This window comes from Streptomyces sp. SAS_272, from assembly GCF_052543235.1.
Genome location: NZ_JBMNDR010000005.1, coordinates 170,914 through 185,390, shown reverse-complemented (window position 1 = coordinate 185,390; position 14,477 = coordinate 170,914). Strand labels below are relative to the sequence as shown.

Sequence of the window (14,477 nt, the reverse complement as noted above, 5' to 3'; positions counted from 1 at the left end):
GCGGATCAGCGGCTGTGTGCGGTGCTCTGGGCCGGAAGTGGTGGAGCCGGAACGGGTGGCGAGGGAGTCGGCGGGGTCGGGGCTGGGGCCGGGACGCGGGCCAGGCTCTGCAGAACGGCGGCGACCGACTTGGCCTGGACGTCGCGGACTGCGACGGCTTCGGCGAGCCGGCGGGAGCCGTCGAGGAGATGGGAGACCTCGTGTCGGCCGATCTGCCGCTCGGGGTGGATGAGCTGGGCGAGGTGGTCGCGGTGGACGTCGATGCTGCGCTCGGCGAGGGCGAGGTCGTGGTGCATGCCGAGCAGGGCGGAGAGCATGCCGGGCGGCTGGTCCTGGGCGTGGGCTTCGAGGTCGGCGAGCGGCGCGCCGTAGAGGTCCTCGATCCGTCCGGCTATCTCGGTGGACGTGAGGTGAGACAAGCGGGGGCTTTCACGGTCGGCGGGCCCGGGCCGCCCTGGCACGCTGAGGTGCCGGGGCGGCGGACGGGGGTAGGGCTGTGGTGACCCTGAGTTGTGCCGTTCGGATGGGACGGGCCCGCTGGTCGGGTGGAGGCATGGTGCGCAGCAGCTCGCCGAGGGCGGCGCGGTAGCCGTCGCGGGCGTCCAGCGCCGCCTCCAGCCACTGCGCGTCGAAGCGGAGCTTGTCGGCCGACAGCTCGCCCATGTCGCGGTCCGGATCCATGTCCGCGCACACGCGGTCGCGGACGCGGGCGACCTGCTCCTCGGTCAGAGCCAGAAAGGAACGCAGTTCCAGGGCACGGGCGAGGGCGGGAGAGGCATCGTGGCCCACTGCCGCCTCGTACAGCTTCGAAACGGGGCTCCCGAAGACTTTCTGCAGGTCGCCGTCCATCGTGCTGGACTTGACCCTCCTCAACGGACGGGCCTTCCTGTCCGCCCCGCCGACGCCGGCGCGGGTGTACCCGCGGGTCGGTGGGGAGCGCTGGTCTGCACCGCGGGCCCGGTTCGGGGGCGAAGGCGGGCGAGCCGTTCGGCGGCGAGGTCCTTCTTGCCCGGAGCGTCCGGGTCGAGGAGCCACCGCACGACCAGGGCCCGGCCGTCGCGTGCGGTGACAGCCGCGTTCACGCTGTGGGCAAGGCCCATCGTCGGGTCGTCGACCTCGCTGGGCTGGGTTTCCAGCGCGGCGAGGAGGTCGTCCTCCGCGCGCTCGAGCAGGGACTGGGCCTCGACGAGAAGGCCGTGCCACTTGACGACGTCGGCGGCGTCAGGGTTCACGGTCGGCGCGGCGGCGACCGCGGCCTTCAACTGGTCCATGTCCATGGCGAAGCGCGCTTCGATCCGTTCGGTGAGCACGCCCACGACATCCTCAGCCTCATCGGATATGCCGTCGGCCAAAAGAGAAACTCCTTTTCTAGAAAGACCGGTGCCTGGGGGGGAATGCGAGGGGGCGGCCTTACCCAGCGACTCAGCCGCTTACGGGCACCTGCTGAATACCTGTCAGTCCAGGCACATACGGGTATCGCGGTAGACGTAGGTTCCGGACACCCAGCCCTTGACGCCGGTCGATCTGTCCGTGATGTAGAGCCAGTTGCCGCTCTTCTTGTGCACGGTGAACTTGTGGCTCTTGTAAAGCACGCCGAGCGCGGTGGACTTCGTGGTGGCCTTGGACCGGATGGTCACAGCCGACGCGTGGACCTTGTACGGCAGCGGAGGCAGGGACGAACAGCTGCTCGCGGGGGCCGCAGTTACCGCGGCGGGTGCCGCACTGGCGGTGGTGGCGCAGAGCACCGGCAGGGCGAGCGTGCCGAGCATCGCCACGGATATGGCAATTCGTGTGGAGCGCATGCGGAAGAAACCTCCGTGAAGGCATAGGGATTGCGTGGAATGGCGCCGCGGGAGTTGTCCCGGCGGCTGTATAAGAGTCCGGAGAATCGCCGGTTTGGCTAACCGGCGATCGTCGGCTATGTTGCGCCGCCAGCGTCGGCTTTGGCGCTCAGCGCGAGCGGCCGGGCGGGCGTGGAGCAGGGGCCTTCGGCAGGACGGCCGGGCGGCTGGCTGCGGCTGCCGGGCGGACCGGCGGCATGGGGCCGGCCTCGCCGGTAAGCCGGTCGTCGCACCACTGCAGGGCTTCGCCCACGGTGTCGAAGCCGCCCTCGCGCAGGGTGTGCGTCCACGCGTCGGTGTCGACCTCCTCGACCACGACGCGGAACGGGCTGGGGGCTCGCTCGTCCAGGGCGCGCAGTGCCACGACGGTGACCATGTCGTCCGGGTCGTCGCGGGTGTAGGAGTAGCCCATGGCGTAGTGGTCGCCGTCGCCCGCGAGGCGTCGCTCCAGCGCACTGGTCGCCTCGTCTGCCGGCGGTGGACCCACCTCGGGGTCGAGGCCGATGGCGTCCTGCGGGCAGCCGCGGTGGACGAGCCAGGACTGCGCCATCGCGGGCAGCGGCATGGCGGCCTGCTCGAAGGTGAACGTCCGCTTCTCTCGGTCCCGTTGCAGATGCACGGCGAGCAGCTGCGGCATACCAGGGTGTCCCCAGGTGGCGGTGCGGTCGAAGAGGACGTAGTAGCTGTGCGCGCCGTTGGGAGTGTGGTGTGCGGCGAGGGGGACGAGCATGTCCTCGTGGACGGCGACCTGGCGGTAGAAGTCGAGGTACATCTCCTCGTCGGCATCGAAGTCGTCCAGCTCGAAGTCGACTTGGGGGATGGGCTTCCGGGCTGGCGCCGGTTCGGTAGGTGGCAACAAGGGCCTTTCGGTGGAGTTCAGCGCCGCTGCACTGGCGTGGACGGCGACGTGCCGGGGCGAGCCGGGAGCGTGGGTGCCCGTGTCGTGGGGGTCCGACGGGCGGCGAACAGCGCGGCGCGTCCGGCGTCGGTGAGTGCGACCGGCTGGCCGGCGTGCACGGGGTGGTCGGTATCCCTCACGACCAGGCCGGCGTCCTCCAGTCGCTGCAGCTTGGCGTGTGGGATGCGGGTACCGGAGGCGGCTGTGACGGACATCCGGCCGGTCAGCAGGTGTTCGTGGAGCTTGGCGCCGCCGGCGATGGCAAGCAGCGCGGCGTGGTCGTCCGTCGCGAGTGGCTGCGCTTCGGGCGCCGGGGCCGCTGCGGCGGCCTCGATGGGCTCCAGGGCGGCGAGTACCTTCCCGGCGGCGGCGTTCCGTGCGTCGGCGGCCTCCTCCAGTTGGTCCACGGTGCGGTGGATGCGCGTGAACAGGGCGTCGTTGATGTCGAACTCGCCGCTGGAAAGGCGGTTCAGGAGGCGGAGGTAGAAGGTGACGCCGGTCTGGGTCTTGGCCAGCTCGCGGTGTCGGTCGACCAGGTGGGCGTGTGGCTCGTCGAGGATGCCGCGGTCGCGGTAGGCCCACAGGGTGTCGATGTCGTGGCCGGTGGCGGCTTCGAGGCGGTGGTCGAGCGGGGAGACCACACGCCGGGCTGGTGTCGGCGCGGGTTCAGGGGGCATAGGCGAGGTTCCGTGCGTTCAGCGGGTGTGGTGGTGCGCGGGGTTGTGTGCGGGGCGGGGCAGACCCGGCGTTGCGGTGGACGGTGGACCGGGCCGGGGCGCGGGAGTGCGGGTGGTCAGCTGCGGGGAGCGAGAGCGGGCCGCGTGGGTGCGGGCGCTCAGCGGCCGGCGGGTCATCCCCAGGCGGCGGCCGACCTCGTCGTAGACGTCGTTGCCCGCACGCGGCCGGATGGCGACGACGTGGATCTCCTTTGGGTGCGCGGACTCCGCGGGGGCCGGGCGGACGCCGTAGACGACGCGCCAGTCCTTGCGCGAGTCCACGAAGAGCTTTCGGTAGCCCTCCAGGTCACCGTCGAGGCGCAGTCCGAAGCGCTGTGCGTTCACGACTTCTTGCAGGTAGGCGAGGGTGAGGTCGCGGATATCGCTGGGGGCTTGGAGGAGATCGGTCAGCGCGCGGGGGTCGAAGCTCAGTCCGAAGGCGGGCTGTCCCTGTCCCGCGGTCATGACGTCGGCTCTGCGGGCCCGTCGGCTTCCGCCGCCGCCGTCTCCGTGCGCGCGGACGGCGGCGGGCCGGGCAGAAGACGGTGCGCGGGCCGGTCGGGAGAGGTCATGCAGGCCGACAGCGGCCCGCCCGGTGCGCGGACGGCCGCAAGGGCGTGGGTGAGGAAGTCCCGGTGCCACACGAACAGGCCGCTCAATCCGGCTTCGGGGTCCTTGTGTTGCTGGTAGGCGAGCCACAGGGCGTGGAGCCAGGCCACGACGTCGTCGTGCTCCTGCCACTGCAGGCACCAGGGCGCTGCGGTGGTGACCTCCGCCCCGTACACCGGGAGGAAGAAGTCGTCGATCCAGTCCGACAAGGCGTCGAGTTCGTCTTCGCGTTCCTCCCCGTCGAGTTCCAGGATCGGGCGGGGCTCCGGCGGAGCGGCGGCAGGCGGCCCGCCGAGCCCCGGCATGCCGAACGCGGCGAACGGCGATCCGCTCGGCTCAGGGGCGGACGCGAGGTGGTCGAGTTGCTGCGCCTGTTGCGCCGACTGCTCCATGAGCCGTCGGACGCTCGCCTCGATTCCTTCCAGCTGTGGATCGGGAATGCGTACCGGCTCCAACTCCCCATCGTCAGGGGGTTTTATGGGTTCGGGCATGAAGAAGTTGGGCCTCCTACGAGACGCGGAATGTAAGGAAGACGGAAGCGGCAATGCTCGGACCGCCGACGGGTGACAAGTCCACTTCGCCGGATTGCCACTAGGGAGCTGGTCGCCTTGACGGGAAGCGCGCTCGCGGCTCAGGCGGTGAGAACCACGTCGTCTTGCGTGAGGGTCTCGCGGATCGTCTCGGTGAGCCGGTCAGCCGCGATCGCCGCGTAGTGCTCGGTCTTCTCCACGCCGATGAAGTCCCTGCCTTCCAGCAGGGCGGCCACGCCCGTGGAGCCGGAGCCGGCACAGAAGTCGAGCACCGTACCGCTCTCAGGACTGATCTTGACCAGCTCGCGCATCACCTCGACGGGCTTCTGCGTGATGTGCTGACGCTTCGCCCCCGAGGGCTGCGAGGCCGAGTACATGCCGGGCAGATAGACGGGGTTCCGGGAGCCGTCGATCGCCCCCTTGCTGGCCCAGACGATGAATTCACAGTTCTGGGTGAACCGGCCCTTCTGGGGCCTGGCCTGCGGCTTGTGCCAGGCCAGTACCCCGCGCCACAGCCACCCTGCCGCCTGGATCGCATCCGTCGTGATCGGGAGTTGGCGCCAGTCGGTGAACAGCAGAGCGGTCCCGCCGGTCTTGGTGAGGCGGTGGGCTTCGGTCATGATCTGCGTCAGCCAGAACCCGTAGCTGCGCTGGTCCATGTTCTCGCCGGTGAAGTCCGGCAGGGTGTGCTGGGCGTCGGCGGAGGTGTACTTCTGCTTCGCGGAGCGGGTGGTGCGCTCCTTCGCGGTCCTACCGCCCGAGTTGTACGGCGGATCGGTGATGACGGAGTCGACGCAGCCGTCCGGAAGGCCGGCGAGAACGCTGAGGGCGTCGCCCTGGTGCAGGGAAAAAGGCAAAGAGGAACCCCTATTCGGGTGCGGAATCGCGGAGGAACTCACCGCCTCGCACAGAAATCCTCGCGGGCCGGAAGTGGGCATGCAGAAGCCCAGGGCCACAGACCGAGGAAGGCGAGGGGGGAGTCCAAAAACTGTAGAGGCGAAAACGCCGACGACCAAAAAGCTGGCGTGAGGTGCCGGATTCCGATACCTCACGCCAGTTTTTTGGTCAACCGCCGATCTGGGCCTACTGTTTTTGAACCGCCCGGCGCACACCGCCGCTGGCTACTCCCCTGCCCCACCTCACGGAGGTGCCCCCTTGCCCCGGCACACCTAGCTCACGGCCCGGCCACGCGGAGCGAGCGGCAACTCGCCCACACCGGCCCGCCTTGATCGCCCACCCCGGCCGCCGCGCCCTTCCCATCACGCCTCGCGCACGCGGCACGGCCGGACACTGCACCCCGAAGGACACGCTCATGACGTCTCGCCACCCACCCACGCCCGAAAGCCCTGACCGGCGAGCGATCCGCTCCGGTTGAAGGCGCTCGCCGCCGGCATCGGCGTCGTCTTCCTCTCCCCGATCCTGATCGCCGGCACCGGCATGATGCTGGCCTCCTCCGCCGACGCCGTGCAGAGCAGCAGCTCCTTCAGCAGCTGCCTCACCGACATCGACACCGACGAGGTCGCCGAGCAGGTCACCAAGATTCTCGACGGCGCATCCGGCAAGAGCGTCCACGTCGAGGGCCTGGACCTGCCCGCCGAACAAGTCCCCAACGCGGCGACGATCGTGGCCGCCGGCCTCTCGCTCGACGTCCCCAGGAAGGGACAGATCATCGCGCTCGCCACCGCGATGCAGGAGAGCCGGCTGCGCAACCTCAACTACGGGGACCGGGACTCGCTCGGCCTGTTCCAGCAGCGTCCCTCCCAGGGCTGGGGCAGTGCCCAGCAGATCCGCGATCCGGTCTACGCCTCCGAGCAGTTCTACAAGCACTTGCTCAAGGTAAGCGGCTGGCAGCAGATGACCGTCGCCCAGGCCGCCCAAGCCGTGCAGAGATCCGCCTACCCCGACGCGTATGCGCAGTGGGAGAGCCTGGCCACCGCGCTGCAGGATGCCATCGCCAAGACCTTCCCGGGCGGCGGCACCGACGCGGACAACAAGGACGCAGACCAGGGCGAGCAAGCATCGACCGGCACGAGCGGCTGTGCTCCGGGCCAGGACGGTTCCGGCTTCGGCCGTATCCCCGAGGGAAGCGTCCCGAAGGGCTACGCGATCCCGAAGGACGCCGATCCGAAGGCACGCAAGGCCATCGAGTGGGCTATGCACCAGCTCGGCACGCTTTACCAGTGGGGCGGCACCTGCACCAACGCTCACGGCCCCGACCCCATGGGCCGCTGCGACTGCTCCAGCCTCATGCAGCAGGCGTACGCACATGCAGGCGTCACGCTCACCCGCACCACGTATACGCAGGTCAACGAGGGCAAGGCGGTCTCGCCAGCTCAACTCAAGCCCGGCGACCTGATCTTCAGCCGCGGCATTGCCGCCCGCCCTGAGCACGTCGGCATGTACATGGGCGAGGGCCTCGTGATCGAGGCGCCGCGCACCACCAAGCCGGTCCGGATCACTCCGATCGAGGACTGGACGATTCTTGCCGTCCGCCGCGTCCGGTGACACCGGCCGGGGCGCAAGGGGCCCCGGCGCACCATCTCTGACCGAGATTCCCCCAACAGTACGGAGCATCTTCTTGATAACCCGCCACCGCGCCCAGCGTGCCCTCGCGGCAGCCTCTGTGGGCCTGGCCGTCGCCGCCGGCGGCCTGGCCACCGCCACCGCAGCACAGGCGTACGACACCGGCACCACCACCATCAGCTGTAGTGCGGTCAAGGTGCGCAAGGCACCGTCGAAGACGTCCACGGTCTTGGGCATCGGCTACAGGCACGACAAGGTCGTCTACGACCAGTGGGTCTACAAGAAGGCCGAGAAGACCTGGTACACGCGCGGCACCGTCACCCGGAAGTCGGACGGCAAGAAAATCGGCCGCGGTTACATGATCTACAACTGCGCGAACCCGTACAAGACCAACCCCGCTCCGAAGCCGCCGATCCCGAAGTAGGGGTCTTCCACTGCCGGTTCGGCCCCTGAGCCGGCGCCTTCGCCGGGAGCACCGGCTCGGTCCGCAGCCTCGGCGCGGCACCTGCTGCGTCCTCGTGCGAGCGATGCCGTCTCTTCGCGGACGCCGCCCGGCCAGCCCGTGCCTCCACGGTGTCTGCCCTCCCTTTCTACGAGGCGCTGCCTCGTTCCTCCCTTTCCTTCTGTGATTCCCGCGCGCCAAATTTCGGCGCGCCCAAGGAGCTTCCTTGCCCCTACTCGAAACCGTGCAGTACCTGGCCTACGATCCCGGCATCACGCCGTCGGGCGGTGGCCTGCCCGGCCTGAGCGTGCTGAAGAACGTCGTCAACTCGATCAACCTGTTCGGCATCATCGCCGTCGTCGGCGCCCTCGCTGTGTCGCTCGGCGTGTGGGCTTGGGGACACCACACGGGCGGCCACCAGGCCGAGGCCAACGGGAAGAAGGGCGCGGTCGTGGCCGCGGGCGCCGCCCTGGGCCTGGGCGCCGCGAACGGCATCGTCGCGTTCTTCTCGACCCTCGGGTCGCAGGTGCACTGATGAAGAAACGACTCCCCTCCCTGTCGTCGTATGGCAGTGGCTGGTCGGCCAACCGGCGCATCGCGATCGTCGCCTCCGCCGTCGCAGTCCTGCTCGCCGTCGCCGGGATCGTCGCCCTGCTGACCGGCGGCGGCAACGGCCACCAGGCCCCGGACACCGCCGCGCCTACCCCGAGTGGCAGCCCGTCCTCCTCCGAGGCCGCCCCCAAGCCTTCCTCCGGATCCGGGCCGGTGTCCCAGCCTCCGCAGGTCGCCGAACCGGTCGCCTACGCCAAGGCGGCGGCCCAGATGCTGTGGTCCTACGACACCCGCGACACCAGCCGCGACCAACAACTCGCCGGCATGCGCGCCTGGATGACCACGGAGACCAAGTACGCCGACTGGGCCTCTGTCTCTGGCCAGGTGCCCGATCCGGTGCTGTGGTCGCGGATGGCCGACCAGGACCAGCACGCCACCGCCAGCGTCACCGAGGGCCACTACCCCTCCGCTTTCAAGCAGGCACTGGCCGATGACCCGTCCGCGATCACCGAGGCGTACATCTACGTCGTCACCGTCAACGGCACGCAGCAGATCGCCTGGAAAAAGGGCGGCGGCGGAGCCGAGGAACGGGCCGTGACCCTCGCCGTCCAGTGCCGCCCGAATCACGACTGCACCCTGGCCGCCATCGCCCCGAGCGTCACGCAGTGACCCGCGCCTGAGACGAGAAAGGAGGAGTAACTCCTCGTGGGTTTCTGTGATTTCCCCCTGGCAGACAAGCTGTGCGCCGTCGGCGACGCAGTCGATTTCGCCTCGGACCCCGGCAAGGCCATCGGTGACTGGATGGCGAAGTCCGCCGGTGAACTGGCCGCCGCCGCAGCCGATCTGGCCGCCGAGGCCGTCAACACCACCACGAAGGTCGACCTCAACGCGTCGTGGTTCGTCGACAACTACGAGATGCTGCTGCCTCTCGGCCTGGTCCTGCTGGTCGCCACATTCTGCGCACAGCTGGTCCGGGCCGCCATCCGACGCGACGGACAAGCCCTGGCACAAGCGTTCACCGGCACCATGAGCGGCGTCCTGTTCGCCTTCTGCGCCATCGCCTTCACCACGGTCGCCGTCGAAGTGGTCGATGCCGTCAGCGACGGCCTGTTCAAGACCGCCCACCTGAACATCGAGTCAGCCGTGCGACGCATCGTAAAGGTCAACCAGATCGCGGGCCTGTCCGGGATGGGCTGGCTCGTTGCGGTTGTCGCCGGCCTTGGTGCCGCCGTCGGTGCCTTCCTCTACTGGTGCGTGATGATGGTCCGCAAGGTCGGCATCCTCGTCATGGTCACGCTGGCTGTCTTCGCGTCCGCCGGCGGCGGGTGGGAGGTCGCGCGGCGCTGGCGCAAGGGCTGGATCGAGGCCACCGCCACCCTCGTCGTCTCCAAGCTCCTGATGACCGTGATCTTCATCCTCGGTATCGCCGCCATGGGCAAAACCGAGGCCAAGGACGGCATCGCCGCTCTGGCCGACGTCATGTCCGGCATCGTGATCATGATCCTGGTGCTGCTGTGCCCCTACGCCGTCTTCAAGTTCGTGCACTGGGCGGCCGACGGGACCGACGGCGAGTCCATCCACCGTGCCGGTGGCGCCGGAGCGCAGATCGCCAAGGCGCATGCCGAGAACGCCGCCCGTAAGGCCGCCGCGGCTGCGGCCACTGCCGGAACCGGTGGCGCTGCCGCCGGAGCAGGCACCGCACCGCAGGGGCCCGACGCCGCTGGCAGTGGCGGTTTCCCCGGCGACGTCGCCGCCAACCCGACCGGCGGCGGAGGGGACAAGGAAGGTTCGCAGGACGGCGGAACGGGCATCTCGCCCGGTGGCGACGCGGTCAAGTCCGGTCTGGAGAAAGCCGTCCAGCCCGCGCCGACGAGCGTGTCCGACGACACCAGCGGCCAAGTGGGCGGCAGCCCAGGGCCGGGCGGGCCCGGAGCGAACGCCGCCTCCGGCCAGGGCAGCGGATGGCAGTCCGCGCCGCCGACCACCACCGCGCCACCGCAGGGCGCACCGCCCTCCAGCTCACAGAACGCCACGTCCAGCGGGTCGGCCTCACCTCCGCCGCCGACCGGCCTCTGATCCCCTGCCCGTCCACCGGGGGCGGGACGTGCGCTGCACCTCCCGCCCTCGGGTTCCCCCGCGTCTCCAGGACCCGCCCCTTGACTGATCTCTCCGTCGCCCCGGTCACGGTGAAGTTCCCTCACCGGTCCCGCCGCGGCATCCTCCTCGGCCTCTCCCTGCCCCAACTCATCCTCGTCTCCTGCACACTGGCGCTACTGCTGATGACGGTGATCTCCACCGGACTGCTCGGCGCCGTCGCCCTGGCCCCGCTGTGGGCGGCATCCGGTGCGCTCGTCACAATCCGCCGGCACGGCCGCTCCCTCATCGACTGGGCGCCAATCGTCGCCCGCTACGCACACCGCCGCCGCACCGGCCAGACCCTCTGGCTCTCCCGGCCCGTCACCCGGCCCCGGCAGGACGGCATCCTCCACCTGCCCGGCACCACCGCCTCCCTCAAGGTGGTCACCCCCGGCGACTCCGCCAACGGCGCCGCGGCCATCCACGACCCGCAACAGCAGACCCTGACCGCCATCGCCCGCGTCACCAGCCGCGCCTTCGCCCTCCTCGACCCCGCCGCCCAGAACCACAACGTGAGCAGCTGGGGACGCGCGCTTGCGGGCATCGCCCGCACCGGGCACGTCGCCACTGTGCAGGTGCTGGAACGCACCGTCCCCGACTCGGGCGACACCCTCACCCGCCACTGGACCCACAACGGACAGCCCCAGACTCCCGTCGCCGGACAGATCTACTCCGAGCTGGTCTCCTCTGCCGGCCCTGCCGCCGCCCCGCACGAGACCTACCTCGCCATCTCCCTCGACCTCAAGGCCGCCCGGCGCCTGATCAACCAGGCTGGCGGAGGGCTGCCCGGCGCGTTCACCGTCATGGAGCAGACCAGCGCATCCATCGCCCAGGCCGCGCGCAACGCCGGACTCCAGGTCACCGGATGGCTGACCGCGAGGGAGATCGCCGCCGTCATCCGCACCGCCTACGACCCAGAGGCGCTCGCCGCCCTCCAGCAGTGGTCCGAGACCGGCCGCGCCGAGGCCGATCCCGCAGCCGCCGGGCCCGTCGTCCAGTTCGAGGAGTACGACCGGCTCGCCACCGACAGCGCACGGCACGCGACGTACTGGGTGGAGAACTGGCCGAGGACGGAGATGGGGGCCGGGTTCCTGCACGGGATCATGTTCACGGCCGGCGTGCGGCGCAGCCTCTCCCTTATATACGTGCCGCAGGGACTCGAGTCCGCGCTGCGAGACGTCCAGCGGAAGAAGGCGGCGATCATCGCCGACGCCAACGAGAGGGCCCGCCGGGGGCAGGTCGACAGCGAGGAAGACTCCGTCGAGTACGCCGACGTCAAGCAGCGTGAGCGCCAGCTCATCGCCGGACATGCCGACGTGGCCCTGACCGGCCTGGTCACCGTCACCGCCGAGACCGACGCCCTCCTGGACGCCGCCTGCGCACAGGTCGAGACCCACGCCGTCACCTCCGGGGTCGATCTGCGACGGCTCAACTACCAGCAGCCGGACGCCTTCGCCCTCACCGCGCTCCCGCTCGCCCGGACCGCCCTGTGAGCCGGGCCCGTCCCCGCCGGTCAGCGCCGTGGCGCCCGCCGCTCTTCGATCATCCGTCACCGCCCCTGCCTGCCGGCAGGAAGGACCACCACCTTTGACCGCTCCCACGCGTCCGGACGACGCGCACCCCTACCTCCGCGCTGCGAGCGCCGGAGTCCGCCACCACACCCGGGCCCTGGCACCGTCGGCCACCAACCCGCCCCAGCGGGCGGACCGGCTACACCTTGATGTGCTGCACGCCCACCTCACCGCCCTGCACCAGCTCCTGGACCGGCTCGCCGAAAACACCCGGCCTGCGCACCCCGCCGCCGGCCGCCGCCTCGCCACCGCGCACACCCGCCTCTGGCAGGCCACCAGCGAGGTCCACTCCGCCTTCCACCTTCTGCCCAACGACACCGCAGCAGAAGCTGAGTCGAGCGCATGCCATCCAGAGCGGCTGCCCGAGGGACCGCCCGTGCTCACGATCTGCCAGCGCCACCTCGCCGCCGGACACAGCATCCGCCGCAAGACCACCCTCACCGACCTCCGCCCGCACACGACAGCCTCCGTGCGATGAGCACTACCCGCAGAAACGAGGGCCACCGATGAACCACCGGCCCGCCCGCCACGCCTCCGCCAGCCCGCTCTTCACCCCCCACGGCACCGACCGCGCCAGCCGCAAGGCCGCCCGTCGCCAGCTCGCCGAGGCCACCGCCAAGGCCCGCGCTAAAGCCAGTGCCCACCAGAGCGAGAGCACGTCCGCCGCGCACGAGATGCCCACCGCGCTCTACCCGGCGAACGGACGTCCCGGACCCGCCTCCGCGCGGGGGAACCGGCTGAAACTGCCCGCCCACCGCATGACCACCGCGGTCGCGGCCGGTGCCTATCCCTTCCTCGCCGAAGGCGGACTCGGCGCCGAGGGCATCTACATCGGCCGCGACGTCCACGCGGAAGCGTCCTTCGTCTTCGATCCGTTCGCGCTGTACGGCAAGGTCGAGGGATTCACCAACCCCAACCTCCTTCTCGCCGGGGTCATCGGCCAGGGCAAGAGCGCACTCGCCAAGTCCTTCGCGCTGCGTTCGGTGGCCTTCGGATACCGCGTCTACGTCCCGTGCGACCCGAAGGGCGAATGGACGCCGGTGGCACAAGCCCTCGGTGGCCGGTCCGTCGCTCTCGGCCCCGGACTGCCCGGACGGCTGAACCCCCTGGACGCGGCCCCGCGACCCGAGAGCGTCTCCGAGGCCGACTGGGTCGGCGAGATCCGCAAACGGCGCCTGCTCCTGCTCGGCTCCCTGGCCCGGACGGTCCTGGGCCGGGACCTGATGCCCATGGAGCACACCGCCCTTGACGTCGCCCTCGACGCCGTCGTCACCCGCGCCGTCCACACTGGCCGCACCCCGCTGCTCGGCGATGTCGCCGCCACCCTCAACAACCCCAGTGCGCTCGACGAGGCCGCCGGGATGATGTCGGGCCAACTCGGCGACGCCGCACGCGACCTGGCCCACGCCATGCGCCGCCTCGTCCACGGTGATCTGGCCGGCATGTTCGACGCCCCCTCCACCGTCGCCTTCGACCCGAACGCGCCCATGCTCACCATCGACCTCTCCCGTCTCGGCGGATCCGGCGACGACACCGCCCTCGTCCTGGCGATGACCTGCGCGAGCGCCTGGATGGAATCCGCCCTCTCCGACCCGTCCGGCGGCCGGCGCTGGATCGTGTACGACGAGGCGTGGCGGCTGATGCGGCACGTCGGCCTGCTGCAGCGCATGCAGGCCCAGTGGAAGCTCAGCCGCGGCCTCGGCATCGCCAACCTCATGGTGATCCACCGGCTGTCCGACCTGCTCACCGCCGGCGACGCCGGATCACAAGGCCGGGCCTTGGCCGAGGGCCTCCTCGCCGACTGCTCAACCCGCATCATCTACCGCCAGGAGACCGACCAACTCCACGCCGCCGCCTCGCTTCTCGGCCTGACCTCCGTCGAAATGGACGCCATCGCCCACCTCAACCGAGGGCGTGGCCTGTGGAAAGTCGCCGGACGATCTTTCATCGTGCAGCACCTCCTGCACGCGTACGAGCTGGCACTCTTCGACACCGACGCCCGAATGCGTACAAAAGCTGCAAAAGACTCATGAAACCTGATATCCGGCGTGAACTGATCCCGCGCGCCACCACCCTCCACCTCATCGACGCGCTCAACGCCGTGAGGGGCAAACTCTCCGGCGCGTTCGAGCAGTGGGAGCTGCTGGACGACACCGGTCACGTCCCGGCCTCGCCGTCCTACACCGCGCTTCTCCAGCACGTCGCCGGCGCACAGTCTCTCGCCCGTGATGTCGTCCAGCTGACCTCGGACTTCGCCCGGACCACCTCCAGTGCGAACCGTGTCGGCAGCGCCATCCTCGCCCATCTGGCGTCGGCGGTCACCCTGTCGAGCCAGGCCGTACCGCACTTCGCCGAGACCGCACAGACCGCGCTCTCACCGCCCCGGCCGCACAGCGAGAACGACAGAAGCTTCCGGGACAACCGCATGGTCGTCGAACACGCGACGGCGCGTTCCTGTCTGCGGCGCGCGGCACAGGCGCTCGGTGACGCAGTCCAGGAACTCACCGACCACCTCGACTTCCACCGCTTCTTCCTCACGCCATCCCACCGCCAGGGCCCGGTACCGCCGCCCAAACCGCGCGGTCGCCACCGCTGACCCGGACCGGCCCCACCCTTTCAAGGAGCCCTCTGAACCGCCCCGCCCACCTCAGCGACGCCG

18 protein-coding genes are annotated in these 14,477 nt (G+C 70.2%); 9 read left to right on the top strand and 9 right to left on the bottom strand.

Annotated features, from left to right (window positions below):
• Nucleotides 1-5: 5 nt before the first annotated feature.
• From ACN6LD_RS06245 to ACN6LD_RS06205, 9 genes are all read right to left on the bottom strand, one after another.
• The gene (locus ACN6LD_RS06245; protein WP_445035495.1) at nucleotides 6-419 is read right to left on the bottom strand and encodes a hypothetical protein; all 414 of its coding nucleotides are present in this window, start codon (nucleotides 417-419) and stop codon (nucleotides 6-8) included.
• 10 nt (nucleotides 420-429) lie between these two features.
• Nucleotides 430-873: a hypothetical protein gene (locus ACN6LD_RS06240; protein WP_445035496.1), complete on the bottom strand. Its 444-nt coding sequence runs from the start codon at nucleotides 871-873 to the stop codon at nucleotides 430-432.
• Nucleotides 870-1,352, bottom strand: coding sequence for a hypothetical protein (locus ACN6LD_RS06235; protein ID WP_445035497.1), 483 nt, complete (start codon nucleotides 1,350-1,352; stop codon nucleotides 870-872). The genes ACN6LD_RS06240 and ACN6LD_RS06235 overlap by 4 nt, the downstream gene beginning before the upstream one ends.
• A gap of 102 nt (nucleotides 1,353-1,454) precedes the next feature.
• Nucleotides 1,455-1,769 carry an SH3 domain-containing protein gene (locus tag ACN6LD_RS06230; RefSeq protein WP_269648208.1) on the bottom strand — a complete coding sequence of 105 codons (315 nt, stop codon included), beginning with the start codon at nucleotides 1,767-1,769 and terminating at the stop codon, nucleotides 1,455-1,457.
• Between the two features lie 181 nt (nucleotides 1,770-1,950).
• Nucleotides 1,951-2,700: a hypothetical protein gene (locus ACN6LD_RS06225; RefSeq protein WP_445035498.1), complete on the bottom strand. Its 750-nt coding sequence runs from the start codon at nucleotides 2,698-2,700 to the stop codon at nucleotides 1,951-1,953.
• 17 nt (nucleotides 2,701-2,717) lie between these two features.
• Complete coding sequence (locus tag ACN6LD_RS06220) at nucleotides 2,718-3,416, bottom strand: hypothetical protein (protein WP_445035499.1); 699 nt, start codon at nucleotides 3,414-3,416, stop codon at nucleotides 2,718-2,720.
• A gap of 18 nt (nucleotides 3,417-3,434) precedes the next feature.
• Entirely contained in the window at nucleotides 3,435-3,920 is a 486-nt protein-coding gene (locus tag ACN6LD_RS06215) for a hypothetical protein (RefSeq protein WP_445035500.1), read from the bottom strand.
• Entirely contained in the window at nucleotides 3,917-4,456 is a 540-nt protein-coding gene (locus tag ACN6LD_RS06210; protein WP_061334896.1) for a DUF4913 domain-containing protein, read from the bottom strand. Before ACN6LD_RS06210 ends, ACN6LD_RS06215 begins: the two co-directional genes overlap by 4 nt.
• A gap of 239 nt (nucleotides 4,457-4,695) precedes the next feature.
• Nucleotides 4,696-5,451 carry a DNA-methyltransferase gene (locus tag ACN6LD_RS06205; RefSeq protein ID WP_445037870.1) on the bottom strand — a complete coding sequence of 252 codons (756 nt, stop codon included), beginning with the start codon at nucleotides 5,449-5,451 and terminating at the stop codon, nucleotides 4,696-4,698.
• 514 nt (nucleotides 5,452-5,965) lie between these two features.
• Here ACN6LD_RS06205 and ACN6LD_RS06200 point away from each other — a divergent pair.
• The 9 genes from ACN6LD_RS06200 to ACN6LD_RS06160 all read left to right on the top strand — a co-directional run bounded on the left by ACN6LD_RS06200 (nucleotide 5,966) and on the right by ACN6LD_RS06160 (nucleotide 14,414).
• A complete protein-coding gene (locus ACN6LD_RS06200; protein ID WP_445037872.1) occupies nucleotides 5,966-7,099 on the top strand; it encodes a C40 family peptidase in 1,134 nt (377 codons plus the stop codon).
• Between the two features lie 73 nt (nucleotides 7,100-7,172).
• The gene (locus ACN6LD_RS06195) at nucleotides 7,173-7,541 is read left to right on the top strand and encodes a hypothetical protein (RefSeq protein WP_269648189.1); all 369 of its coding nucleotides are present in this window, start codon (nucleotides 7,173-7,175) and stop codon (nucleotides 7,539-7,541) included.
• Nucleotides 7,542-7,785: 244 nt separating this feature from the next.
• Nucleotides 7,786-8,094 carry a DUF6112 family protein gene (locus tag ACN6LD_RS06190; protein WP_061334899.1) on the top strand — a complete coding sequence of 103 codons (309 nt, stop codon included), beginning with the start codon at nucleotides 7,786-7,788 and terminating at the stop codon, nucleotides 8,092-8,094.
• Complete coding sequence (locus tag ACN6LD_RS06185; protein ID WP_445037873.1) at nucleotides 8,094-8,780, top strand: hypothetical protein; 687 nt, start codon at nucleotides 8,094-8,096, stop codon at nucleotides 8,778-8,780. The genes ACN6LD_RS06190 and ACN6LD_RS06185 overlap by 1 nt, the downstream gene beginning before the upstream one ends.
• Before the next feature lie 36 nt (nucleotides 8,781-8,816).
• Entirely contained in the window at nucleotides 8,817-10,187 is a 1,371-nt protein-coding gene (locus ACN6LD_RS06180; protein WP_445042649.1) for an SCO6881 family protein, read from the top strand.
• 80 nt (nucleotides 10,188-10,267) lie between these two features.
• The gene (locus ACN6LD_RS06175; RefSeq protein WP_445042648.1) at nucleotides 10,268-11,740 is read left to right on the top strand and encodes an SCO6880 family protein; all 1,473 of its coding nucleotides are present in this window, start codon (nucleotides 10,268-10,270) and stop codon (nucleotides 11,738-11,740) included.
• A gap of 94 nt (nucleotides 11,741-11,834) precedes the next feature.
• On the top strand, nucleotides 11,835-12,296 hold the full coding sequence (locus tag ACN6LD_RS06170; RefSeq protein ID WP_445037570.1) for a DUF6238 family protein: 462 nt from the start codon (nucleotides 11,835-11,837) through the stop codon (nucleotides 12,294-12,296).
• A 28-nt stretch (nucleotides 12,297-12,324) separates the two neighbouring features.
• Nucleotides 12,325-13,851, top strand: a complete 1,527-nt coding sequence (locus tag ACN6LD_RS06165) for a VirB4 family type IV secretion system protein (protein ID WP_445037569.1) — start codon at nucleotides 12,325-12,327, stop codon at nucleotides 13,849-13,851.
• A complete protein-coding gene (locus ACN6LD_RS06160) occupies nucleotides 13,848-14,414 on the top strand; it encodes a hypothetical protein (protein ID WP_445037568.1) in 567 nt (188 codons plus the stop codon). Before ACN6LD_RS06165 ends, ACN6LD_RS06160 begins: the two co-directional genes overlap by 4 nt.
• Nucleotides 14,415-14,477: the final 63 nt, after the last annotated feature.

What these genes read in the sequence shown, in the direction of transcription:
- ACN6LD_RS06230 (WP_269648208.1), bottom strand. Translation starts at nt 1,769, where the DNA reads ATGCTCGGCACGCTCGCCCTGCCGGTGCTCTGCGCCACCACCGCCAGT.
- ACN6LD_RS06220 (WP_445035499.1), bottom strand. Translation starts at nt 3,416, where the DNA reads ATGCCCCCTGAACCCGCGCCGACACCAGCCCGGCGTGTGGTCTCCCCG.
- ACN6LD_RS06215 (WP_445035500.1), bottom strand. Translation starts at nt 3,920, where the DNA reads ATGACCGCGGGACAGGGACAGCCCGCCTTCGGACTGAGCTTCGACCCC.
- ACN6LD_RS06210 (WP_061334896.1), bottom strand. Translation starts at nt 4,456, where the DNA reads ATGGAGCAGTCGGCGCAACAGGCGCAGCAACTCGACCACCTCGCGTCC.
- ACN6LD_RS06185 (WP_445037873.1), top strand. Translation starts at nt 8,094, where the DNA reads ATGAAGAAACGACTCCCCTCCCTGTCGTCGTATGGCAGTGGCTGGTCG.
- ACN6LD_RS06165 (WP_445037569.1), top strand. Translation starts at nt 12,325, where the DNA reads ATGAACCACCGGCCCGCCCGCCACGCCTCCGCCAGCCCGCTCTTCACC.
- ACN6LD_RS06160 (WP_445037568.1), top strand. Translation starts at nt 13,848, where the DNA reads ATGAAACCTGATATCCGGCGTGAACTGATCCCGCGCGCCACCACCCTC.